Source organism: Streptomyces sp. NPDC015661 (genome assembly GCF_043077765.1).
Classification (GTDB): domain Bacteria; phylum Actinomycetota; class Actinomycetes; order Streptomycetales; family Streptomycetaceae; genus Streptomyces.
In genome coordinates, this window is sequence record NZ_JBIBST010000010.1 from 227,883 (window position 1) to 250,998 (window position 23,116).

The 23,116-nt window shown below is 71.4% G+C and carries 19 protein-coding genes and 1 tRNA gene; 5 read left to right on the top strand and 15 right to left on the bottom strand.

Features of this window, described 5'->3' with window-relative positions:
• Window positions 1-31 precede the first annotated feature (31 nt).
• The 4 genes from ACF07V_RS27160 to ACF07V_RS27175 all read right to left on the bottom strand — a co-directional run bounded on the left by ACF07V_RS27160 (window position 32) and on the right by ACF07V_RS27175 (window position 5,547).
• Window positions 32-1,744, bottom strand: a complete 1,713-nt coding sequence (locus ACF07V_RS27160; protein ID WP_392157979.1) for an FG-GAP repeat domain-containing protein — start codon at window positions 1,742-1,744, stop codon at window positions 32-34.
• A 207-nt stretch (window positions 1,745-1,951) separates the two neighbouring features.
• Window positions 1,952-3,652 carry an FG-GAP repeat domain-containing protein gene (locus tag ACF07V_RS27165; protein ID WP_392157980.1) on the bottom strand — a complete coding sequence of 567 codons (1,701 nt, stop codon included), beginning with the start codon at window positions 3,650-3,652 and terminating at the stop codon, window positions 1,952-1,954.
• 222 nt (window positions 3,653-3,874) lie between these two features.
• A complete protein-coding gene (locus ACF07V_RS27170) occupies window positions 3,875-4,567 on the bottom strand; it encodes a TetR/AcrR family transcriptional regulator (RefSeq protein ID WP_392157981.1) in 693 nt (230 codons plus the stop codon).
• Complete coding sequence (locus ACF07V_RS27175) at window positions 4,564-5,547, bottom strand: acyl-CoA desaturase (RefSeq protein WP_392157983.1); 984 nt, start codon at window positions 5,545-5,547, stop codon at window positions 4,564-4,566. Before ACF07V_RS27175 ends, ACF07V_RS27170 begins: the two co-directional genes overlap by 4 nt.
• Window positions 5,548-5,789: 242 nt before the next feature.
• Between ACF07V_RS27175 and ppc the strand changes: the two genes are divergently transcribed.
• Window positions 5,790-8,519, top strand: a complete 2,730-nt coding sequence (gene ppc / locus ACF07V_RS27180) for a phosphoenolpyruvate carboxylase (RefSeq protein ID WP_392157985.1) — start codon at window positions 5,790-5,792, stop codon at window positions 8,517-8,519.
• A 72-nt stretch (window positions 8,520-8,591) separates the two neighbouring features.
• Here ppc and ACF07V_RS27185 read toward each other — a convergent pair whose 3' ends face one another.
• The 5 genes from ACF07V_RS27185 to ACF07V_RS27205 all read right to left on the bottom strand — a co-directional run bounded on the left by ACF07V_RS27185 (window position 8,592) and on the right by ACF07V_RS27205 (window position 13,471).
• On the bottom strand, window positions 8,592-9,383 hold the full coding sequence (locus ACF07V_RS27185; RefSeq protein WP_392157987.1) for an LPXTG cell wall anchor domain-containing protein: 792 nt from the start codon (window positions 9,381-9,383) through the stop codon (window positions 8,592-8,594).
• Window positions 9,384-9,552: 169 nt separating this feature from the next.
• Window positions 9,553-9,996 carry a hypothetical protein gene (locus ACF07V_RS27190; RefSeq protein WP_392157989.1) on the bottom strand — a complete coding sequence of 148 codons (444 nt, stop codon included), beginning with the start codon at window positions 9,994-9,996 and terminating at the stop codon, window positions 9,553-9,555.
• A 100-nt stretch (window positions 9,997-10,096) separates the two neighbouring features.
• The gene (pth, locus tag ACF07V_RS27195) at window positions 10,097-10,693 is read right to left on the bottom strand and encodes an aminoacyl-tRNA hydrolase (RefSeq protein WP_392157990.1); all 597 of its coding nucleotides are present in this window, start codon (window positions 10,691-10,693) and stop codon (window positions 10,097-10,099) included.
• A gap of 98 nt (window positions 10,694-10,791) precedes the next feature.
• Window positions 10,792-11,379 carry a 50S ribosomal protein L25/general stress protein Ctc gene (locus ACF07V_RS27200; protein ID WP_392158163.1) on the bottom strand — a complete coding sequence of 196 codons (588 nt, stop codon included), beginning with the start codon at window positions 11,377-11,379 and terminating at the stop codon, window positions 10,792-10,794.
• Between the two features lie 490 nt (window positions 11,380-11,869).
• Entirely contained in the window at window positions 11,870-13,471 is a 1,602-nt protein-coding gene (locus tag ACF07V_RS27205; RefSeq protein WP_392157992.1) for a penicillin-binding transpeptidase domain-containing protein, read from the bottom strand.
• An 87-nt stretch (window positions 13,472-13,558) separates the two neighbouring features.
• Between ACF07V_RS27205 and ACF07V_RS27210 the strand changes: the two genes are divergently transcribed.
• Window positions 13,559-14,506: a LysR family transcriptional regulator gene (locus ACF07V_RS27210; RefSeq protein WP_392157994.1), complete on the top strand. Its 948-nt coding sequence runs from the start codon at window positions 13,559-13,561 to the stop codon at window positions 14,504-14,506.
• Window positions 14,503-15,384 (top strand): serine hydrolase, encoded by an 882-nt coding sequence (locus ACF07V_RS27215; protein ID WP_392157995.1) that lies wholly within the window; start codon window positions 14,503-14,505, stop codon window positions 15,382-15,384. The genes ACF07V_RS27210 and ACF07V_RS27215 overlap by 4 nt, the downstream gene beginning before the upstream one ends.
• A 54-nt stretch (window positions 15,385-15,438) precedes the next feature.
• Here the strand turns inward: ACF07V_RS27215 and ACF07V_RS27220 are convergent, their stop codons facing one another.
• From ACF07V_RS27220 to ACF07V_RS27235, 4 genes are all read right to left on the bottom strand, one after another.
• A complete protein-coding gene (locus ACF07V_RS27220; RefSeq protein ID WP_030690291.1) occupies window positions 15,439-16,413 on the bottom strand; it encodes a ribose-phosphate diphosphokinase in 975 nt (324 codons plus the stop codon).
• A 121-nt stretch (window positions 16,414-16,534) separates the two neighbouring features.
• Window positions 16,535-17,980 (bottom strand): bifunctional UDP-N-acetylglucosamine diphosphorylase/glucosamine-1-phosphate N-acetyltransferase GlmU, encoded by a 1,446-nt coding sequence (gene glmU / locus ACF07V_RS27225; protein WP_392157997.1) that lies wholly within the window; start codon window positions 17,978-17,980, stop codon window positions 16,535-16,537.
• 119 nt (window positions 17,981-18,099) lie between these two features.
• Window positions 18,100-18,173, bottom strand: a tRNA-Gln gene (locus ACF07V_RS27230).
• 11 nt (window positions 18,174-18,184) lie between these two features.
• Window positions 18,185-19,057, bottom strand: coding sequence for a hypothetical protein (locus ACF07V_RS27235; RefSeq protein ID WP_392157998.1), 873 nt, complete (start codon window positions 19,055-19,057; stop codon window positions 18,185-18,187).
• A 115-nt stretch (window positions 19,058-19,172) separates the two neighbouring features.
• Here ACF07V_RS27235 and ACF07V_RS27240 point away from each other — a divergent pair, with 115 nt between their 5' ends.
• A complete protein-coding gene (locus ACF07V_RS27240) occupies window positions 19,173-20,495 on the top strand; it encodes a sensor histidine kinase (RefSeq protein WP_392158000.1) in 1,323 nt (440 codons plus the stop codon).
• A gap of 329 nt (window positions 20,496-20,824) precedes the next feature.
• On the opposite strand, the gene ACF07V_RS27245 is transcribed toward ACF07V_RS27240, so the two are convergent.
• Entirely contained in the window at window positions 20,825-21,316 is a 492-nt protein-coding gene (locus ACF07V_RS27245; protein ID WP_392158001.1) for an SUKH-3 domain-containing protein, read from the bottom strand.
• A gap of 10 nt (window positions 21,317-21,326) precedes the next feature.
• Entirely contained in the window at window positions 21,327-21,839 is a 513-nt protein-coding gene (locus ACF07V_RS27250) for a YwqJ-related putative deaminase (RefSeq protein ID WP_392158003.1), read from the bottom strand.
• Window positions 21,840-22,110: 271 nt separating this feature from the next.
• Between ACF07V_RS27250 and ACF07V_RS27255 the strand changes: the two genes are divergently transcribed.
• Window positions 22,111-23,109, top strand: a complete 999-nt coding sequence (locus ACF07V_RS27255; protein ID WP_392158164.1) for an SMI1/KNR4 family protein — start codon at window positions 22,111-22,113, stop codon at window positions 23,107-23,109.
• The last annotated feature ends 7 nt before the right edge of the window (window positions 23,110-23,116 follow it).

The following is a 23,116-nucleotide window of genomic DNA, read 5'->3' on the forward strand; positions in this document are numbered from 1 at the left end:
CGGTGCGGGGCGTCCGTGGGATCCCGTGGTGTCAGGACATGCTGTTGTAGATCCCGTAGCCGTAGCCGATCTTGGCCCGCGGGGCGAACTTGCCCGGGGTGGTGTTCAGGTAGCGGTACACGTCGCCGCCGGAGGTGATGCCGATCAGGTCGGCCTTCCCGTCGGCGTTGAGGTCGCCGGGGGCGACCACCTTGGAGTACGTGTTCCAGCCGTAGCCGATCTTCACCCGCGCCTTGAACGGCGTCGCGGCGACACCGGTGCCGGCGTACAGGTAGAGGTCGCCGCCGGAGGTACGGGCGATGAGGTCGGCGCGGCCGTCGCCGGTGTAGTCGCCGGCGCCGACGAGCTTGTTGTACGCGCCCCAGCCGCTGCCGATCCTCACCCGGGAGCCGACGGCGGTGCCCGTGCCGTTGCCCTGGTAGAGGTACAGGTAGCCCGAGGTGTCACGGGCAAGGAGGTCGCCCTTGCCGTCGCCGGTCAGGTCACCCGGGCCGACGAGCGCGTTGAAGACGCCCCAGCCGCTGCCGAGGTCGTTGCCCTCGATCCAGAGGCGGCCCTGGTAGACGACCGCGATGTCGGAGGAACCGTCCGCGTTCATCGAGGACAGGTGCGTGAAGTTCAGACCCGCCCACTCGCCCGGGTCGCCGAGCTGGACACGCGAGGCGAGCAGACCGGTGGTCCGGGCGCCGTACCACCACATCGTGCCGGCGTTGTCCCGCGCAAGGACGCCTTCCTTGCCCAGGAACGGAAGGCCGCCCGACCCGCCGAACTGCGGGATCCCGGCCCAGCCGCCCACGTCGCTGGACTGCTCGCGCGGGGCGAGGGTGCCGTCGCCCTTGCCGGTGTAGTACCAGAACGTGCCGTTCATGTCGCGGGCGAGCAGCTCGCCGTTGCCGTCGCCGTTGTCGTCGCCGACGGGGAAGATCGCGTTGTAGATGCCCCAGCCGACGCCGATCTGCTTCCGGGCGGCGAACGGGTTGGCCTTGTCGCCCGTACCGGCGTACAGCCACAGGTTGCCGGCCGTGTCACGGCCGAGGAGGTCCGCCCAGCCGTCGCCGTTGTTGTCGCCGATGCCGAAGAGCTGGTCGTAGATGTTCCAGCCGGCGCCGATCTTCACCCGCGTCGCGAACGGCGCGGTGCGGTTCCCGGTGGCGTAGTACAGCCACAGGACGCCGTCCTTGTCGCGGGCCACCAGGTCCGCGCGGCCGTCGTCGTTCACGTCGCCGGGCGCGACGACCTTGTTGTAGATGCCCCAGCCGTTGCCCGTCCAGGCGTACGACGCGTTGTACGGGGTGGCGTCCGTGTAGAGGCGGAGCTGGCCCTGCTGCGAGAGCGTCAGGACCTCGGGGCCGCTCGGGTCCGTGTCCTGGTTGCCGATCGGGATGACGTCCTTCACGGGCTCCGAGGCTTCCCCGTTGAAGAGGCCGCCTTCGCCGGAGGTCGTGGCCGTGTAGAGGTCGCCGCTCCAGGTGCGGTAGATCAGGTCGCCGCCGCCGTCACCGTCGAAGTCCGACAGCAGAGGGGAGGCACCGACCGCGGAGGCCTCCGCGGTGCCGGCACGGACCGCGCCGCTCGCCGGGCGCGTCAGCGACGGCGGGGTGAAGTCGGCGGCCGGCTTCTCGGCGACCGGGACCGGCGACGGCGTGCCGGCGGACGCCGGGCCCGCGAGGAGCATGCCGGCGGAGAGGACGAGCGCGGTGCAGGCGGCGAGCCGACGCGCGCGCGTGGAGGAACGGAAGGACATGGGATCCCCCCCAGGGATCAGAGGTGCGAAGGAACCGGAGAGGGGGCTGGCACTGCGCGGAACGGCGTCGGCGCGGGCCGGTGGGGCCACACGGAGACGACCTCGTTCGCGGGCCGGAGCGCCCCTCGGACGGTCGAACGGGAGTCTACTCACGGAGCCGGGGCGGCCCCGCACCGGAGTCCCGGTGCGGAGCCGCCCGAAGGCCCGTCAGTACAGGGTGTTGTAGATCTGGTAGCCGTAGCCGATCTTGACCCGGGCGGTGATGGCGGAGCCGGTGCCCGTGCCCAGGTACCGGTACAGGTCGCCCGCCGGGTTCACCGCGAGCAGGTCGGCCTTGCCGTCGCCGTTCAGGTCGCCCGGCGCCACGAGCTTGTCGTAGATGCCCCAGCCGGTGCCGATCTTCACCCGCGCGGCGAACGGGGCGGTCGCCACGCCGGTGCCCTTGTACAGCCAGAGGTTGCCGGAGCCGTCCCGGACCACGAGGTCCGCACGCCCGTCGCCGGAGAAGTCGCCCGCGCCGAGGGTCCGGTTGTACGCGCCCCAGCCGGCACCGATCTTGATCCGGGAGGCGACACCCGTGCCCAGGCCGTTGCCCCGGTACAGCCACATGACACCGGAGGCGTCACGCGCCAGCAGGTCGGCCTTGCCGTCGCCGCTCAGGTCGCCCGGGCCGACGAGCAGGTTGTAGATCTGCCAGCCGGCACCGAGGTCCCGGTCGGCGTTGTAGAGGTGACCCTGGTAGATCTCCAGGAGGTCGGCGAACGGGCCGCCGTCGAGCGCGGAGACGAACGAGATGCTCGCGCCGCCCCAGTTGTCGCTGGTGCCCACCTGTTCGCGCGCGGTGATGTTGCCGTTGTTCAGGCTGCCGTACCAGAAGAGGTATCCGGACTTGGCGCGGGCGAGGAACGCCGTCTTGCCGGCGGCGGGGACGTTGCCCGCCGCGGCGAACTGATCCACGTTGTTCCAGGTGCCGCCGAGCTTCAGCCGCGTCGCGAAGGTGCCGTCACCGCGGCCGCTGTAGCCCCACAGAGCACCGCTCTGGTCCCGGGCGAGCAGATCGGCGTTGCCGTCGCCGTTGATGTCGTCGGAGCTGAGCAGCTGGTTGTAGATCTGCCAGCCGGTCCCGACCTCCTTGCGCGGCTTGAACGGCGCGGCCGTGTCGCCGGTGCTGCCGTAGAAGTACAGCTTGCCGTCCGTGGAGCGGGCGACCGCGTCGCCCTTCCCGTCGCCGTCGTTGTCACCGATGCCGACGAGCTGGTCGTACACGCCCCAGCCCGCGCCCACCCGCACCCGGCCGGCGAACGGCTCCGTCGCTCCGCCGGTCCACCGGTAGAGGTACAGCTCGCCGTTGTACTGCCGGGCAAGGAGGTCGTTCTTGCCGTCGCCGTCGACGTCGCCGGGCGAGAACACCTTGTTGTACATGTTCCAGCCCTTGCCCGACCAGGTGGGCGAAGCCGAGGTCACGGTCGTCTCCGAGTACAGCCGGAGCACACCGTCCGCCGACAGCGACAGCACCTCGGGCTTGCCCGAGCCGTCCTGGTCGCCGAGCGGAACGAGGTCGAGGTCCAGGACCGAACCGTCGGTGATCAACTCGGTGGTCACGCCCGAGGACGACGCGATGATCGTCCGGCCGTTCCAGTCGCGGTGGAGCAGATCGGTCTGGCCGTCGCCGTCCACGTCGAAACGCGACGGCACGACAGCCGCCGCCTCGGCGGTACGGGCCGTGCCGGCCGGGCCCGCCAGCGGCGACAGGTCGAGGCGCGGCGGCGCCCCCGCCTCGCGCAGCGGATCCGCCACGACGGGACGCGGCGGCCGGGAGCCGGCATCGGCCACGGCGGGCGACGCAAGCAGCATGCCGGCGGAGAGAGCGAGCGCGGTGCAGGTGGTGAGGCGCGCACGCGTGAACATCACAGAACGCAACAGATCCCCCCCAGGGATCACAGAAACCATGGCCGGGCCCAGGGGTCCGCGACGCCCTCGCAGGCGGCGAACGCACACGAGGGGCGAACACCCTCCCGGATGTGAGAGGAGCGTACCGCCCCGGTACGTCAGTCGATCAAGCGAGATTCCCGGCAGCCGGTGCCCCGCCCGACTGCCGGATCCAGCCCTTGTGACGCCCGGCCACCGGCCTCAGCTCTTCCGGTGCCCTATCAGCCGCGGCTTCTGCTCCAGGCCGTCGAGACCGTGCCACGCCAGGTTCACCAGATGCGCCGCGACCTCCGACTTGTCCGGCTTGCGGACGTCCAGCCACCACTGGCCCGTCAGCGCCACACTGCCCACGAGCGCCTGCGCGTACAGCGGCGCCAGCTTCGGGTCGAAGCCCCGGGCCTTGAACTCCAGACCCAGGATGTCCTCCACCTGCGTGGCGATGTCACTGATCAGCGACGCGAACGTGCCCGTCGACTGCGCCACCGGCGAATCCCGTACGAGAATCCGGAACCCGTCCGTGTAGTTCTCGATGTAGTCGAGCAGCGCGAACGCCGCCTGCTCCAGGAGCTCCCGCGGATGCCCCGCCGTCAGCGCCCCCGTCACCCCGTCCAGGAGCTGCCGCATCTCCCGGTCGACGACGACCGCGTACAGCCCCTCCTTGCCCCCGAAGTGCTCGTACACCACCGGCTTGGAGACCCCGGCCTTCGCCGCGATCTCCTCCACCGACGTGCCCTCGAAGCCCTTCTCCGCGAAGAGCGTGCGACCGATGTCGAGGAGCTGCTCCCGGCGCTCCGCGCCCGTCATCCGCACCCGGCGTCCCCGCCGGGGCTTCGTCTCTCCGCCGCTGCTGCCGGTACCGCCGGTCCTGCCCTCGATCGCCACGTCTTCCATCATGCCGCGTCTGCGGACGCGCTCTGGCGGCGGGCTTCGATGCGGGACTTCGCCGGCCAGCGGACATCGCTCGCCCAGCCCAGCTGCTCGAACCAGCGGATCAGACGGGCGCTGGAGTCGAGCTGGCCGCGCAGCACCCCGTGCCGGGCCGAGGTCGGGTCCGCGTGGTGCAGGTTGTGCCAGGACTCGCCGCAGGACAGCACCGCCAGCCACCACACGTTGCCCGAGCGGTCACGCGACTTGAACGGACGCTTGCCGACCGCGTGACAGATCGAGTTGATCGACCACGTCACGTGGTGCAGCAGCGCCACCCGCACCAGCGAGCCCCAGAAGAACGCCGTGAACGCGCCCCACCACGACATCGTCACCAGACCGCCCACCACCGGCGGGATCGCCAGCGACACGATCGTCCACAGCACGAACTGGCGCGAGATCGCCCGGATCGCCGGGTCCTTGATCAGATCGGGGGCGTACTTGTGCTGCGGCGTCTGCTCCTCGTCGAACATCCAGCCGATGTGCGCCCACCACAGGCCCTTCATCAGCGCCGGCACCGTCTCGCCGAACCGCCACGGCGAGTGCGGGTCGCCCTCCGCGTCCGAGAACTTGTGGTGCTTGCGGTGGTCCGCCACCCAGCGGACCAGCGGGCCCTCCACGGCGAGCGAACCCATGATCGCGAGCGCGATCCGCAGCGGCCGCTTCGCCTTGAAGGAACCGTGCGTGAAGTACCGGTGGAAACCGATCGTGATCCCGTGGCAGCCGATGTAGTACATCGCCACCATCAGCCCCAGATCCAGCCAGCTCACCCCCCAGCCCCAGGCCAGCGGCACCGCCGCGAGCAGCGCCACGAACGGCACCGTGATGAACAGCAGCAGGGTGATCTGTTCGATCGAACGCTTGCTGTCCCCGCCCAGCGTGGCGGAGGGCAGGGCCGCGGTGTCGTCCGGCGCCTCGGCCGTCGACGTCAGCTCCGGGCTGATGGTCATGGGTGTCCCTGGGGGGTGAGTGAAAAAGGGGGAAACGCGTCGAAGCACGAAGCCGTGGCTACGCATCCGTAACCTACGGCGTCGTAAGTATGGCAGCGCCGTGGCGCGCGGCAAGAGGGCGCAAAGAGGGGCCTGCCCGCCGCCCACCATGTGGACACCTATCCTGGGGGCGTCGGACAGCGCGGTCCGCAAGCCTCCAGAACCCCTCCAGACGTGCTCAAACACTGCAAGGAGCCGCACCTGTGAGCAGTGCCGACCAGACCTCCACCGCCAGCACCGAGCTGCGCGCCGACATCCGCCGACTGGGCGATCTCCTCGGCGAGACCCTCGTACGCCAGGAAGGCCACGAGCTTCTCGACCTCGTCGAGAAGGTCCGCCGCCTCACCCGCGAGGACGGCGAGGCCGCCGCCGAGCTGCTCCGTGGCGTCGAACTCGAGACGGCCGCCAAGCTCGTGCGCGCCTTCTCCACCTACTTCCACCTCGCGAACGTCACCGAGCAGGTCCACCGCGGCCGCGAGATGCGCGAGAAGCGCGCCGCCGAGGGCGGCCTCCTCGCCCGCACCGCCGACATGCTCAAGGACGGCGACCCCGAGCACGTCCGCGAGACCGTCAAGAACCTCAACGTACGGCCCGTCTTCACCGCGCACCCCACCGAAGCCGCCCGCCGCTCCGTCCTCAACAAGCTGCGCCGCATCGCCGCCCTCCTGGAGACCCCGGTCAGCCAGTCCGAGCGGCGCCGCACCGACCTGCGGCTCGCCGAGAACATCGACCTCATCTGGCAGACCGACGAGCTCCGGGTGGTCCGCCCCGAGCCCGCCGACGAGGCCCGCAACGCCATCTACTACCTCGACGAGCTGCACGCCAACGCCGTCGGCGACGTCCTGGAGGACCTCGCCGCCGAACTGGAGCGCGTCGGCGTCGAACTGCCGGCCGGCACCCGCCCCCTCACCTTCGGCACCTGGATCGGCGGCGACCGCGACGGCAACCCCAACGTCACCCCGCAGGTGACCTGGGACGTCCTGATCCTCCAGCACGAGCACGGCATCACCGACGCCCTCGAACTCGTCGACTTCCTCCGCGGACTGCTCTCCAACTCCATCCGCTACACCGGAGCCACCCAGGAACTCCTGGACTCCCTCCAGCGCGACCTGGAACTCCTCCCGGAGATCAGCCCCCGCTACAAGCGCCTCAACGCCGAGGAGCCGTACCGCCTCAAGGCCACCTGCATCCGGCAGAAGCTCGTCAACACCCGCGAGCGCCTCGCCCACGGCACCCCGCACCAGGACGGCCGCGACTACCTCGGCACCGCCGAACTCATCCGCGACCTCACCCTCATCCAGACCTCGCTGCGCGAGCACCGCGGCGCGCTCTTCGCCGACGGCCGCATGGACCGGGTCATCCGCACCCTCTCCGCCTTCGGCCTCCAGCTCGCCACCATGGACGTCCGCGAGCACGCCGAGGCCCACCACCACGCCCTCGGCCAGCTCTTCGACCGCCTCGGCGAGGAGTCCTGGCGGTACGCGGACATGCCCCGCGACTACCGGCAGAAGCTGCTCGCCAAGGAGCTCCGCTCCCGCCGCCCGCTCGCCCCGACCCCGGCCCCGCTGGACGCCGCCGGCGAGAAGACCCTCGGCGTCTTCCACACCATCAAGGAGGCCTTCGAGCGCTTCGGCCCGGAGGTCATCGAGTCGTACATCATCTCGATGTGCCAGGGCGCCGACGACGTCTTCGCCGCCGCCGTCCTCGCCCGCGAGGCCGGCCTGGTCGACCTGCACGCCGGCTGGGCCAAGATCGGCATCGTGCCGCTCCTGGAGACCACCGACGAGCTCAAGGCCGCCGACGTCATCCTCGACGACATGCTCGCCGACCCCTCCTACCGGCGCCTCGTCTCGCTCCGCGGCGACGTCCAGGAGGTCATGCTCGGCTACTCCGACTCCTCCAAGTTCGGCGGCATCACCACCTCCCAGTGGGAGATCCACCGCGCCCAGCGCAGGCTCCGCGACGTCGCCCACCGCTACGGCGTCCGCCTGCGGCTCTTCCACGGCCGCGGCGGCACCGTCGGCCGCGGCGGCGGCCCCTCGCACGACGCGATCCTCGCCCAGCCCTGGGGAACCCTGGAGGGCGAGATCAAGGTGACCGAGCAGGGCGAGGTCATCTCCGACAAGTATTTGATCCCCTCCCTCGCGCGGGAGAACCTCGAACTGACCGTCGCCGCCACCCTGCAGGCCTCCGCCCTGCACACCGCGCCGCGCCAGTCCGACGAGGCCCTCGCCCGCTGGGACGCCGCCATGGACACCGTCTCGGACGCCGCCCACACCGCGTACCGCCGGCTCGTCGAGGACCCGGACCTGCCCGCGTACTTCTTCGCGGCCACCCCCGTCGACCAGCTCGCCGACCTCCACCTCGGCTCCCGGCCCTCGCGCCGCCCCGACTCGGGGGCCGGCCTCGACGGACTCCGCGCCATCCCCTGGGTGTTCGGCTGGACCCAGTCCCGGCAGATCGTCCCCGGCTGGTACGGCGTCGGCTCCGGCCTCAAGGCCCTGCGCGAGGCCGGCCTCGACGCGGTCCTCGGCGAGATGTACGAGCGCTGGGGCTTCTTCCGCAACTTCCTCTCCAACGTCGAGATGACGCTGGCCAAGACGGACCTGCGGATCGCCCGCCACTACGTCGACACCCTGGTCCCCGACGAGCTCAAGCACGTCTTCGCCACCATCGAGGCCGAGCACGCTCTGACCGTCGCCGAGGTCCTCAAGGTCACCGGCGGCGAGGAGCTCCTCGACTCCAACCCGGTCCTCCAGCAGACCTTCGCCATCCGTGACGCCTACCTGGACCCGATCTCCTACCTCCAGGTCGCCCTCCTCGCCCGCCAGCGCGGGGACGCCGAGCGCGGCGAGGACCCGGACCCGCTGCTCGCCCGGGCCCTGCTCCTCACGGTGAACGGCGTGGCGGCGGGCCTCCGCAACACCGGCTGACGCCCTTCCCGTACACACGACAGAGCCCCCGCCGGATTCCCCGGCGGGGGCTCTGTCGTCGTACGGGGTACGTCAGTTCTGCGTGGCCTTGCGACGGCGGGTCACCAGGACCGCGCCGACGGCCGCGAGGGCCAGAGCGGCGGCGGCGAGGATGCCGACGGGCGCGCTGGAGCCGGTCTCGGCGAGGTTGCCGTTCTCGTCCTTGACCTCGCCGCCGGTGGTGGAGCCGCCGGAGGCGGTGGTCTCGCCCGTGGTGGAGCCGCCCGTGGCGGTGGTCTCGCCCGTGGAGGAACCGCCGGTGGCGGTGGTCTCGCCGGTGGTGGAGCCACCGGTCGTGGTGGTCTCGCCCGTGGTGGAGCCGCCCGTGGTCTGCTCGCCCGTGGTCGAACCGCCGGTGGTCTGCTCACCGGTGGTGGAGCCGCCCGTGGTCTGCTCGCCCGTGGTCGAACCGCCGGTGGTCTGCTCACCGGTGGTCGAACCGCCGGTCGTGCCGCCGGTGGAGGTGGCCACGCAGGTGTGGGACAGGTTGAACCAGCCCTGCTTGATCACACCGTCGACCTCGGCCTCGGCCGAGACCAGCTTCGCGCCCGGCTCGGAGGCCACGTACGCGTGCTTGTCGGACGGCGGACCGAAGGTCGTGATGACCTGCTCGCCGCCCGGCTCGAAGGTCACCGTCAGCTTGGTGAAGTCGGCGGTGTTGCCGGGGATGACGAAGTGCCAGCCGTCCTTGTCGGCCGGGATCGTCGGGCAGTCACCGTCGTGCGGCGCGTCCGCGGCGACGATCGGCGTCGGCTGGTGCAGCGGGTACGTGTGGGAGCCGTCCGACGCGAAGGCGGCGGGGGCCAGGGACAGAGAACCCGCCATGGCCGCGACAAGAGCGGCTGCGGGTATGAAGGAGCGTCGCATGTGCAGTCGTCCATCTGTGGGATGAGGATGCCGTGGGAGGTGGCTGGGGCAGCCTATCCGTCGGCTTAAGTCGCCCTTAAGCCAGCGGGCCATAACGATTGGCCCAGGAAACAGGTTTAAAAGAGCGTCAGAGGGCGAAGAACGCCGCCACCAGCACCGCCCCGCCGACCCCCGCCAGCGACCACGCCGTCCGCGTCAGCCGCATCCCGCCGCCCACCAGCGGCGCCGCGAGCAACAGCGCCCCGCCCAGCGGCAGCCACGCGTGCAACCCGCCGCCCCAGCCCGTCCGCACACCCTCGTCCGTACCCGGCTTCACCACCACCGGGATCGTCACGCCCTTCTCCGCCGCCACCGAACGCGCGATCGTCAGCGTCCGACGCGTCGACGAAGGATCCTCCGGGGCGTAACGGCCGCTGCACGTCTCGTCGGTGCAGTCGGTCACCGTCAGCGTCCCGTGCTCACGGCCCTTCGCGAGCAGGACGTGCTGGGCGGAGTTCCACGAGGCCCAGGCGCCCGCGACGACGAGGAGCAGGGCGACCAGGGCCATGGCTGCGGTACGGACGTGCGTCATGACCCGCGATCGTACAGTCGTACGTCCCGATCGCCAGGGCCACCGCCGGGGCCACTGCCGGGACCGTCGCCGGGGCCACTGCCGGGACCGTCGCCGGGACCTAGGAGTTGTACGCCGACTGGGCCCGCTCCAGGCCCTCCGCCACCAGACACTCCACCGAGTCCGCCGCCCGGTCCACGAACCAGTCCAGGTCCTTGCGCTCCGTCGACGAGAAGTCCTTCAGGACGAAGTCCGCGACCTGCATCCGGCCCGGCGGACGCCCGATCCCGCACCGCACCCGGTGGTAGTCCGCGCCCATCGCCTTCGTCATCGACTTCAGGCCGTTGTGCCCGTTGTCGCCGCCGCCCAGCTTCAGCCGCAGCACCCCGTAGTCGATGTCCAGCTCGTCGTGGATCGCCACGACGTGCGCCGTCGGCACCTTGTAGAAGTCGCGCAGCGCCGTCACCGGGCCGCCCGAGAGGTTCATGTACGACATCGGCTTCGCGAGGATCACCCGGCGGTTCTCCGGCCCCGGAGGACCCATCCGGCCCTCGACGACCTGCGCCTGCGCCTTCTGCGCCCGCTTGAACGAACCGCGGATCCGGTCCGCGAGCAGGTCCACGACCATGAAACCGATGTTGTGGCGGTTGGCCGCGTACTCGGGCCCCGGGTTGCCGAGACCGACGATCAGCCAGGGCGCGTTCGCGTCGTCCGTCATGTGCGCAGCTCTCCTCGTATCCGCGTATCCGTACAAGAGAAACGGGGTGACGGGCCCGTACGGCCCATCACCCCGTCACGTCAGGCAGAGCCTACGGCTCAGGCCTCGGCGCCCTCGGCGGCCTCGCCCTCGGCGGCCGGCTCCTCGGCCTGCGCGGCCAGGACCTGCAGGACGACGGCGTCGGCGTCGGTGACCAGGGTCACGCCGTTCGGGAGGGTGATGTCCTTCGCGAGGACGGAGGCGCCGGCCTCCAGGCCCTCGACGGAGACCGTGACGGCCTCGGGGAGGTGGGTGGCCTCGGCCTCGACGGAGAGGGTGGAGAGGACGTGCTCCAGCAGGTTGCCACCGGCGGCGAGCTCACCCTCGGCCTGGACCGGAACCTCGACGGTGACCTTCTCGCCGCGCTTCACGAGGAGCAGGTCGACGTGGACCAGGAAGCCCTTGATGGCGTCACGCTGGACGGCCTTCGGGATCGCCAGCTCGTTGGTGCCGTCGATGTCGAGGGAGAGCAGGACGTTCGGCGTACGGAGCGCCATGCCGAGCTCGTGGGCCGGGAGGGTGATGTGGACCGGCTCCGAGCCGTGGCCGTAGACGACGGCGGGAACCTTGGCGTCGCGGCGGATGGCGCGGGCGGCACCCTTGCCGAACTCCGAGCGGACGGAAGCGGCGAGCTTGACCTCGGACATGTTGCACTCCTCGTAGAAGGTGACGAAAAAGGTGGTCACCCGGCCACGACTGGCGATGGCCTGCTACGAAGAGCGCGTCGATAACGGACCGCCGTGACCCTGAACGGGTACGGCCTCCCTCGCCGAGCAACTACGGCAGTCTACCCGCCGCCCGGGGCCCGCCCAAATGGATCAGCCAGCCCGCCCCTCCGCCCAGGTCAGCCCGCCCCACCCCCTCCGCCGGGCCGGCCTGCCGCTCGCGCGGCGGGACCCGCACCACACGGCCGACCGGCCCGCCGGCTCGCGCGGCAGGTCCCGCACCACACGGCCGGCCCGCCGGCTCGCGCGGAGGTCCCGCAGCACGCGCGGCACGTCAGCCCGCCGGCTCGCGGAGCAGGTCCCGCAGCACGCGCGGCACGTCAGCCCGCCAGCTCGCGGAGCAGGTCCCGCAGCACGCGCGGCACGTCAGCCCGCCGGCTCGCGCAGCAGGTCCCGCACCACGCGCGGCACGTCAGCCCGCCAGCTCGCGCAGCAGGTCCCGCAGCACCGGGCCCGCCGAGCCCGAGCCGCTCTCCGCCTCCTCCACCACGCACGCCACCGCGATCTCCCCGTCGTACGCCACCAGCCAGCCGTTGTTGTTCCCGTCCTCCGTCACCTCGGCCGTCCCCGTCTTCGCCCCCACCTCACCCGGCACCCCCGCCAGGACCTTCGCCGAACCGTCCGTCACCGTGTCCCGCATCAGCGACCGCAGGCCCGTCACCACCTCCCGCGGCAGCGGCTTCGTCACCACCGCCGGCTGCTCCGTCCCCTTCACGAGCAGCGGCTGGTGGAACGTCCCCGACACCGCCGTCGCCGTCACCGAGGCCATCGCCAGCGGATTCGTCCGCAGCCGCCCCTGCCCGAACAGCGAAGCCGCCTTCTCCGGCTCGTCCGCCGGCACCGGCACCTCCGCGTCCACCGAACTCACCCCCGTCTTCCACTCCGGCCCCAGCCCGAAGTACTCCTTCGCGAACACCGTCATCTCGTCCCGTCCGAGCCGCCCCCGCAGCGCCACGAACGCCGTGTTGCACGAATGGATGAAGTCCTCCCGGAACGTCGCGTCCCGGATCTCCGACGTCTCCACGTTGTGGAACTGCTTCCCCACCGTCAGGTACTTCGGACAGTCCACCCGCGACTCCGGCGTCACCGCCCCCTTCGCGAGCAGCGCCGCACTCGTCACCACCTTCCACGTCGACCCCGGCGCGTACGTCCCCTGGAACGCCCGGTTGAACCCGCCCGACGGACCGTTCACCACCGCGACCACCTCGCCGCTGTCGATCCGCACCGCCACCAGACCCGCGTTCCGCCCCGTCGCATGCCGGGCGAGGGCCTCCTCCGCCGCACGCTGCGTCCGCGCGTCGACCGTCGTCCGCAGCGGACCCCCGTCCTTCCCCGGATCCGGCCCGAACCGCACCGCCGTCCCCTTCGTCTCCCCGGTGATCCGGTCCACCACCCGCACCTCGCCCCGCGGCTTCCCCCCACCGAGACCGAGCACCGACACCAGCGAGGGATGCTCCTCCGCCGAGATCGCCTTCCCGTCCCGGTCCACCGCCGCCAGCTCCGAGGACTCCTCCTCCACCAGCTTGAACCGCTGCTTCTCGTTCAGCTGCGGATGGATCAGCGGCAGCTCCCACCGCACCCGCCACCCCGCGTCCGTACGCGCCACCGCAAGCTCCGACCCGTACGACCACGTGCCCAGCGACGCCACCGGCATCCGCGCCGAGAACGCCAGACGCGCCCCCGCCTCACCCTCCGGCCGGGCCGCCCCCGCCGTCAGCACCGGCTTCGCGATCTCCAGACCCGCCGTGAAGTTCCGCAGCGTCTCCTCCGCCTTCACCGGCGCATCCGTCAGCTGCCCCGCCGCCGCCAGATCGCCCGCCGCCCACCGGCCCAGAAACGCCTTCGCCGTCCGTACGGCCTCCGGATCCGCCACCACCGGCCCCTCCGCACCCGGCCTCAGCGGCCCGTACGCCACCGCCCACCCGGAGGCCCCCGCCACCAGCACCCCCGCCACCGCCACCGCCGGCCACCTGCGCCGACCCCTGCCCCTGTGTGTCCTCGCCACGTGCGTCATACCCGGCAGCGAAACAGACACCCGTACGACCAGTCCAAGACTCATATCGCGATAGAAGCCATAGCCAAACACCTATCCTTGCTGCTCATGGACCTGCTCCTGCATCTGCGGTACTTCAGGACCGTCGCCGAGGAACAGCACTTCGGCCGCGCCGCCGCCCGACTGCGCATGGCCCAGCCCTCCCTCTCCCAGCGCATCCAGCGCCTCGAACGCGAACTCGGCGTCCGCCTCCTCGACCGCGGCCCCCGCGGCGCCACCCTCACCCCCGCAGGCCGCCTCGTCCTCGCCGACACCGAACAGCTCCTCGCCGCCGCCGACCGCCTCACCGCCACCGTCGCCCGCGTCCACAGCGGCGCCCTCGGCACCCTCCGCGCCGCCGTACCCCCCGGACTCGGCGCCGCCGCCGTCGGCGCCCTCCTCACCGCCTTCCGCACCCGCTCACCCGGCGCCGACCTCGAACTCCGCGAACTCCCCACCACCGAACAGACCGCCGAACTCGCCGCGGGCACCCTCGACGTCGGCATCGTCCGCCACCCCTGCCCCGCCCCCGGACTCGCCTTCGGCCCCACCCTCCGCCAGCCCCTCGGCGCCCTCCTCGCCGCCGACGACCCCCTCGCCGCACCCCCGTACCTCCCCGCCGCCGCCCTCACCGGCCGCGACCTCGTCCTCTTCCCCCGCGCCGAAGCCCCCGCCCTCCACGACGAGACCCTCACCGCCTGCGCCCGCCACGGCTGCACCCCCGCCACCGTCCACGAAGCCGCAGGCCCCGACTTCACCCGCGGCCTCGTCCTCTCCGGCCGCGCCGTCGCCCTCGTCCCCCGCACCCCCGACGGAGCCGGCACCGTCTGGCGCCCCCTCCGCGGCGCCCCCGTCACCTGGCGCACCTCCACCGCCTGGCCCGAGGGCAAGGACGGCCCCGCCGTACGCCTCTTCGCCGACACCGCCCACGAGATCCTCCGCGAGCACGCCGACATGCGGCCCGCCCCGTCCGCCAGGATGGTCTTCCCCCGCCCCGCATCGGAGTTCCCCCTGTGACCCCCCACCCCGCCACCCGCCGCATCACCGCGGCCTTCACCGACGCGGGCGTCACCGGCCGCCTCCACGCCACCGACATCGACACCGGCACCGCCCTCGGCACCGGCTCCGACACCCTCGTACCGACCGCCAGCGTCCACAAGCTCTGCCTCGTCGCCACCCTCTACCGCCAGGCCCACCTCGGCCTCGTCGACCCCACCCGGCCCGTCGACATCCCCGCCGAAGGCCGCACCCCCGGCTCCACCGGCCTCTCCGTCATGCGCGACGCCGCCCGCCTCTCCCTCCGCGACCTCGCGAGCCTCGCCGTCGCCGTCAGCGACAACACCGCCGCCGACCTCCTCTGGAACACCCTCGGCCTCGACACCGTCAACGCCACCATGACCGCACTGGGGCTCCGCAGGACCGTCGCCGTCCAGACCATGAGCGAGCTCTACGCCACCCTGCGCGAGGACGCCGCCGACGACCCCACCGCCTACACCGACCCCGCCACCGTCGCCCGCCTCCGCGCCCTCGACCCCACCCGCACCAACCGCTCCACCCCCCGCGAGATCACCGCCCTCCTCGCCGCCGTCTGGCGCGACGAGGTCTGCCCCGGGGAGTACGGCGAAGAGCTCCGCGCCCTCCTCGGCCTCCAGGCATGGACCCACCGCCTCGCCGCCGGCTTCCCCTTCGACGACGTCCGCGTCAGCGGAAAGACCGGCTCCCTGCCCACCCTCCGCCACGAGGCCGGCGTCGTCGAATACCCCGACGGAGGCCGCTACGCCGTCGCCGTCTTCACCCGGGCGGCCTCCACGGACCTCACCCTCCCGGCCGCCGACGCGGCGATCGGAAAGGCGGCGAGGATCGCGGTGGACGCGCTGAGGTCGCTCGGCGCATGAGAAAGGGCCCTTTCCCACCGGGGAAAGGGCCCTTCTCGGCTATACGCCTACAGCTCAGTGCTCCTCGAAGAGGCTCGTCACCGAACCGTCCTCGAACACCTCACGCACCGCGCGCGCGATCGTCGGCGCGATCGACAGCACCGTGATCTTGTCCAGCTCAAGAGCACCCGGCACCGGCAGCGTGTCCGTGAACACGAACTCGCTGACCTTGGAGTTCTTCAGACGGTCCGCGGCCGGACCCGACAGGATGCCGTGCGTGGCCGTCACGATGACGTCCTCCGCACCGTGCGCGAACAGCGCGTCCGCGGCGGCGCAGATCGTGCCACCCGTGTCGACCATGTCGTCCACCAGGACACAGACGCGGCCCTTCACGTCACCGACGACCTCGTGCACGGTGACCTGGTTGGCGACGTCCTTGTCACGACGCTTGTGCACGATCGCCAGCGGCGCGTCCAGACGGTCGCACCAGCGGTCGGCGACCCGCACGCGGCCCGCGTCCGGCGAGACGATCGTCAGCTTCTCGCGGTCGACCTTCGCACCCACGTAGTCCGCCAGGACCGGCAGGGCCGACAGGTGGTCCACCGGACCGTCGAAGAAGCCCTGGATCTGGTCCGTGTGCAGGTCCACGGTCAGGATGCGGTCCGCACCCGCCGTCTTCAGCAGGTCCGCCACCAGACGCGCCGAGATCGGCTCACGGCCGCGGTGCTTCTTGTCCTGACGGGCGTAGCCGTACGACGGGATGATCACGGTGATGCTCCGGGCGGAAGCCCGCTTCAGAGCATCGATCATGATCAGCTGCTCCATGATCCACTTGTTGATCGGAGCCGTGTGGCTCTGGATCAGGAAGCAGTCCGCGCCGCGCGCCGACTCCTGGAAGCGGACGTAGATCTCACCGTTGGCGAAGTCGAACGCCTTGGTCGGAACGAGACCGACACCCAGCTGGTGCGCGACCTCCTCGGCCAGCTCGGGGTGGGCGCGGCCGGAGAAGAGCATCAGCTTCTTCTCGCCGGTCGTCTTGATCCCGGTCACAGCACTGTCTCCTCAGACGTGTTCTCTGGCCGCGATCCCGCGCCTGTCGAGCGCATGTGCGTGCCAGCCGAATTTGTGTGCACGTATCACGGTACGCCGAGTTCGACGTACCCGTTTCCGGTCAGCTTTCGCCGGCGGACTCCTCAGAGGCGACCTGAGCGGCCTGCGCGGCAGCACTGCCGGGCCGCTTCCGGGCCACCCAACCCTCGATATTCCGCTGCTGGCCCCGGGCCACGGCGAGCGAACCGGCCGGTACGTCCTTCGTGATCACGGACCCCGCGGCGGTGTAGGCCCCGTCCCCGATGGTGATGGGAGCCACAAACATGTTGTCCGAACCCGTACGGCAGTGAGAGCCGATCGTGGTGTGGTGCTTCGCCTCGCCGTCGTAGTTCACGAAGACGCTCGCGGCGCCGATGTTCGTGTACTCGCCGATCGTCGCGTCACCCACGTACGACAGATGGGGGACCTTCGTGCCTTCGCCGATCGTCGCGTTCTTCATCTCGACGTACGTACCGGCCTTGGACTTCTTGCCGAGGTTCGTCCCCGGACGGAGGTACGCGAACGGGCCCACGGACGCGCTCTCGCCGACCACGGCGGAGAAGGCGACGGTGTTGTCCACCCGGGCGCCCTTGCCGACGGTGACGTCCGTCAGGCGCGTGTTCGGGCCGACCACGGCGTCCTCGGCGATGTGGGTGGCCCCGAGCAGCTGCGTACCCGGCAGGATCACGGCGTCGGCCTCGAAGGTCACGGTGACGTCCACGAACACGGACGCCGGGTCCACGACCGTCACGCCGGCCAGCATGGCCCGCTCCAGGAGTCGCCGGTTCAGCAGGGCGCGGGCCTCGGAGAGCTGCACCCGGTTGTTGATCCCGAGGATCTCGCGGTGGTCGCCGGCGACGGACGCGCCGACCCGGTGACCGGCCTCGCGCAGGATCGACAGCACGTCGGTGAGGTACTCCTCGCCCTGGCTGTTGTCCGTACGGACCTGGCCGAGGGCCTCGGCGAGCAGCTTCCCGTCGAACGCGAAGACCCCGGAGTTGATCTCCCTGATCGAGAGCTGCTCGGCGGAGGCGTCCTTGTGCTCGACGATCTCGGTGACGGCCCCGTCGGCGTCCCGCACGATCCGCCCGTACCCGGTGGAGTCCGGGACCTCGGCGGTCAGCACGGTCACGGCGTTGCCGTCGGCGGCGTGCGTGCCGGCGAGCGCCTTGAGGGTCTCCCCGGACAGCAGCGGAGTGTCGCCGCAGACGACGACCACGGTGCCCTCGGGCGCCGCGCCCAGCTCCTCCAGAGCCATCCGCACGGCGTGCCCGGTCCCGTTCTGCTCCTCCTGAACGGCGGTCCGGGTCCCGGCGTAGTGCTCGTCGAGGTGCCCCTTCACCTGCTCCCGGGCGTGCCCGACGACCACGACGAGGTGCTCGGGCTCCAACTCCCGGGCGGCGGACACGACATGCCCGACGAGCGAACGCCCGGCGATCTCGTGCAGGACCTTGGGGGTCTTCGACTTCATGCGGGTGCCCTCACCCGCTGCGAGGACGACGACGGCTGCCGGGCGGTTGGCGCTCACGGGAATGCCCTTCGGCTTTGGGTGGTGGACCCACGAAGGATACCGGGGGGCAAGGAGCCGGACATGAGTGCGGGTCCTGACCTGGACGGTCAGGACCCGAACTGAGCTCTTGTGTGCTGTGGCTCCCGGAGAAGGATTCGAACCCTCATTCAATGGACCAAAACCATTTGTCCTGCCCTTAGACGATCCGGGATGGTTCGCCTGTCATGTCCGATTCCTTGGTCGGGAGATCGGGACGGCCCCTACTATGCCGTACCAGGCCCCCTCGATGCGACGGTACAGATCGGCGCCGCCGAGGATCCGGATTGCCAGGCAGCCACGGTAGTCATCGTTCACGTTCTTGCGGTTGGTTCGCGGGTTGTGGCGCTTGAGGGTCGTCTTGCCGAATGCCGACGAGTCGGCGCCGACGAGATCACCCCAGTACTGCTCGGCTCCGGCCACGTCGGCGGTCTCGTGGATCATGACGTAGTACCTCCGCCGCTCGGGCTCGATGTCGAGGAGGTCGAGCCAAGCGCTGAAGACCCGGATCATCCCCGGATCGCTGTTCACGAACGTCACGCGTTCCCGGCGGGCGTGCGGCTTGTCCTTCGTGCCCTCCGCCCAGTAGAGCCCCACGCCCAACAGGAAGAGCTCGCGCTCCGACATGGCGCCGATCTCCTCGGACGCGGTGCGCTTGACGGCATGCCGTTCCTCGTCACGTCGGCGCAGGGTCGCCTCCCAGCCCCGCCTGGCGATCTCCGACGCCTCCTCCCGGGTCCGTTTCCGTTCCGGCTTCGGGAGGTCTCGCACCCAGAGGGAGATCGAGCTCTTCGAGCAGCCCAGCTCGACCTGGATCTGGTCATAGGTCATGCCCTGGAGGCGCAGCTCGCGGGCTCGGGCGCGGAGGTCGTCCTTGGCGTTGGGGCGCTTGGTCCACTCCGGTGGGGGCTCGCCTTCGAGCAGGCGGTTGAGAATGTCGTTGTTGTCGACGTGGAGGCGGTCTCGGATCTGGCGTCGGCTGAGGCCCTCGCGGCGGAGGGCGACTGCCCGCTCGCGCAGGTTCTCGAAGTCCGCGTACTTGCTGGTGGCGGCTGTCATACGAACACCATCGTCCGGAATGCGGACGTCCGGATCGAAAATGCGGGCGATTCAATAGTTCGAGGGACTGGTGTCCACGGCGTTGACGAGCGGGCTCGCCCGTAGGGTGGTGGGTATGACCACAACGGGGGCAGACCGGGACGCCGAGGGCGTCGGGACTTGGTGGTGGTGGGGGAGACGGCGCAGCGCCGTGCTCGACGTCGGGCTCGCGCTCGTGTCCGCGCTGGAGTGTGCCGTCGAGGGCGTCGGCTTCGCCGACAAGGCCTCGCTGCCCGTGCCCGTGGGCGTGCTCTTCGGGCTGGCCGTCGGCTCCGTGCTGCTCGTCCGCCGCCGCTGGCCCATCGCCGTCGTCCTCGTGTCGATCGCCGTCGCGCCCGCCGAGATGGGCTTCCTCATGGGGATCGTCGGGCTGTACTCGCTCGCCGCCTCCGAGGTGCCCCGGCGGATCACCGCCGCTCTCGCCGGGATGTCGACGCTCGCCGTCTTCGTCGTGACCTTCGTGCGGATGCGCCAGGACGTCGCCCAGGTCGACCAGGGGTCGCCGACCATCGACCCGAGCGGCTGGTACGTGCCGAGCGTCGCGCTCTTCATGACCCTCGGGCTCAACGCGCCGCCGGTGCTCTTCGGCCTCTACATAGGGGCGCGCCGTCGCCTCATGGAGAGCCTGCGCGAGCGGGCCGACTCGCTGGAGCAGGAGCTGTCGCTGCTCGCGGACCGGGCCGAGCAGCGGGCGCAGTGGGCGCGGCAGGAGGAGCGGACGCGGATCGCCCGCGAGATGCACGACGTGGTGGCGCACCGGGTGTCGCTGATGGTGGTGCACGCGGCGGCGTTGCAGGCGGTCGCGTTGAAGGATCCGCAGAAGGCCGTGCGGAACGCGGCGCTGGTCGGTGACATGGGGCGGCAGGCCCTGACCGAGCTGCGGGAGATGCTGGGGGTGCTCCGGGAGGAGGGGGTTCCCGCCGCTCCCGCCGCCGTGCCCCTGGCCGCCGTGGGGCGGGCCGCTGCCGCCGCCGCGGAGGCCGCCGCCGAGGACGGGCCGTGTCTGGACGCCGTCGAGGCCTTGTGCGAGCAGTCGCGGCTCGCGGGGGCGGCCGTGGAGCTGGTGGTGCTGGGTGAGGCGCGTCCGTACGCCCCCGAGGTGGAGCGGACGGCGTACCGGGTGGTGCAGGAGGCCCTGACTAACGTCCACAAGCATGCGGCGGGCGCGAAGGTCGTGGTGCGTCTGGCGCACCGGGACGCGGAGGTCGCGATGCAGGTGGAGAACGGGCCCTCGGACGCGGCGGTGGCCGATGTGGGGCTGCCGAGCGGCGGGAACGGCCTGGTCGGCATGCGGGAGCGGGTGCTGCGGCTGGGCGGTGTGTTCGTGTCGGGGGCGACGGACGCGGGCGGTTTCAAGGTATCGGCGGTACTGCCGACGGCCGAGCGGGGCGCTGCGTAAGACTGCCGACGGCCGAGCGGGGCGCCGCGTGAGGCTGTGGGCGGTCGAGCGGGGCGCTGCGTGAGGCTGTGGGCGGTCGAGCGGGGCGCTGCGTGAGGCTGTGGGCGGTCGAGCGGGGCGCTGCGTGAGGCTGTGGGCGGTCGAGCCGTGCAGTTCCTGAGGCCGCCGGTGGGCGAGCCGGGTGGTTCCTGCGGCCGCCGGTGGGCGCGCTGAGCGGTTCCTGAGGCTGCCGGCGCGTGAGCCTGGCGGTTCCTGCGGCCGCCGGCCGCGCCGGCGGGGCGCTTCGTGGGCGTTGCGGCGTGCCCGTGGGTGCCTCGGCGGGCCTGCCGCTAGCCCGCCGTCAGTCGCGTCGGCTGCGCCCCCGTGATCAGCGTCGACAACGCCGCGTCGATGTCCCTGCCGAGGTACCAGTCGCCCGCGTGGTCGAGGCTGTAGACGCGGCCCTCGACGTCCATCGCCAGGACGGCCTGGTGTTCGCCCTCCTCGCCGAGGGGTGCGAGCTCGGTGTCGAGGGCGCGGCCGAGGTCGGCGAGGGTGCGGGAGAGGTGGAGTCCGGCGAGCGGGTCGAAGCGGACGGCGGCGGGTGCTATCTGCCGCCCGTGGCCGGGTGCGGTGATCCGCAGGCCGCCGAATTCGGCCCAGGCCTCGACGGCGGCGGGGAAGACGCTGTGCCGGTGGCCGGCGGGGGAGATGTGGGCGCGCAGGGTGTCGGCCCATTCTTCGGCGAGCTTGATGTCCCAGCGGCCGGGCTGCCAGCCGGCCTCGCGGAGGGCGGCGTCGACGTTGACCGGGAAGCGCGTGGTGCTGAGGTGGTCGGGCATGGGGGTGCGGTCAGCCGTTCTCGACAGGCGTGGTGGGGTCGACGGCGCGGACGCCGAAGTGGGCGAGCATCGCCGTACAGGAGCGGCAGGGTGCGGCGTAGCTGCCGTGGAGCGGGTCGCCGTCCTCCCGGATGCGCCGGGCGGTGAGTTTGGCGTGCTTGAGGGAGCGGCGGGCCTCGCTGTGGGTGAGCGCCTTGCGCTGGGCGCGTTTGGAGCGGCCGTTCTCGGCGGCGGTGAGGTGCCGGGAGAGGAGGATCGCTTCGGGACATCGTCCGGTGAAGCGTTCCCGCTGGCTGCTGGTGAGGGTGTCCAGGAAGTCCTGGACGAGGGCGTGCAGGACGGGGGGCCGGTCGCCGCGGCCCGCGGTGCACGTGAGGGTTTCGCCGCGGACGGAGAGTGCGGCTCCCACAGTGGGCAGGATTCCGTCGCGACGGTGACGCAGTAAGGGTGCTCGCGTGGCCTCGGCGCTGCTGCTCCAGTTGAGGCGTGGGTCACCCTGTGTGGGCGTTGTTGTTGCGTGCATGGTGCTCGTCTTCCCCTCCTGCAATCCCCCGAGTTGCGTGGACAGCCTGCCAAATAGGGAGCCATATGGGGAAGCTGGGGCGGCGAAAGACGTCTTCGGTGTGTCGGAATCATGGTGCGGCTGTCATGGGGTCGTGACAGTTGGTCACGGTCCGTCGTCGTCGGATCGGCTCCGGTTCGGCCTCTTGTGGCAGCGCATAGGCTGTGCGGAATCAGGCTGTGCGATGCAGCCGGTAGCAGCAGTCAGCGACGCCATGCAGGGGGCAACCGCCATGACGACAGGTCGGCTCGGGCAGGACACCGCGCCACCGAACGCGGCCTACGCCGGGCAGGTCGTGCATTTTCCGGATCCGGTGCGTGCCTCCCGTCACCCCAGAGGGGTACGGGTGGACGAGTTCGGTCACCCGGATTTCTCGCCGTACGCGCGCGCGGCGGCGGAGATCGCCGATCCGCCGGAGGGTTTCGGTGTCGACGAGCTGCGGCTGACGGACTACGTGTCGGCGAACGCGGCGATGGCGGCGACGGGCCATGAGCTGTGGGACACGATTCCGGCGGTGGCGACGCCGCACGGCTGGACCTGGCATCACGTGGCGCGGTCGCGGCGGATGGAGTTGATCCCGGTCGAGGTGAAGGCGCTCCTTCGCCATCACGGCGGGGTGGCGACGGCGGCCGTGGACCAGTCGAAGCGGGGGACGCGTCCGCTGCAGGAGACCCGGCCGGTGCACTTCGGGCTGCCGAAGGGTCTGGTGTCGGTGTCGGAGCAGCAGCTCCAGGGTGTCGAGGAGGATCTCGGCTATCGGCTGCCGGGGGCGTACCGCACGTTCCTGAAGGCGGCGGGCGGGTGTGCCCCGGTGGGGGCGGCGCTCGACGCGGAGCTGGGGCTCCTGGTCGACCAGCCGTTCTTCACGGTGCGGGAGGAGGCGGGCGTCAATGACCTCGTCTATGTCAACAAGTGTCTCCGTGACCACCTGACGAAGGACTATCTGGGCGTGGCTTTCGTCCAGGGCGGTCTGATCGCGCTGAAGGTGCGGGGTGCGGCGGTCGGTTCGGTGTGGTTCTGCGCGTACGACGACGCGCGGGACTCCGGCGAGGTGGCGGCCGGCTGGACGGTGAACGAGCGGGTGGAGCGGCTGTTGCTGCCCTGCGGCGCGGACTTCGACGCGTTCCTCGGGCGTCTGGCGGGCAATCCGCCGGAGCTGGAGACGGTGGCGAACCTGATGGTGGACGGCGGCTTCGCGCGCGCCGTGCCCGTGGTCCCGGTGGGGGAGTGAGCTGGCT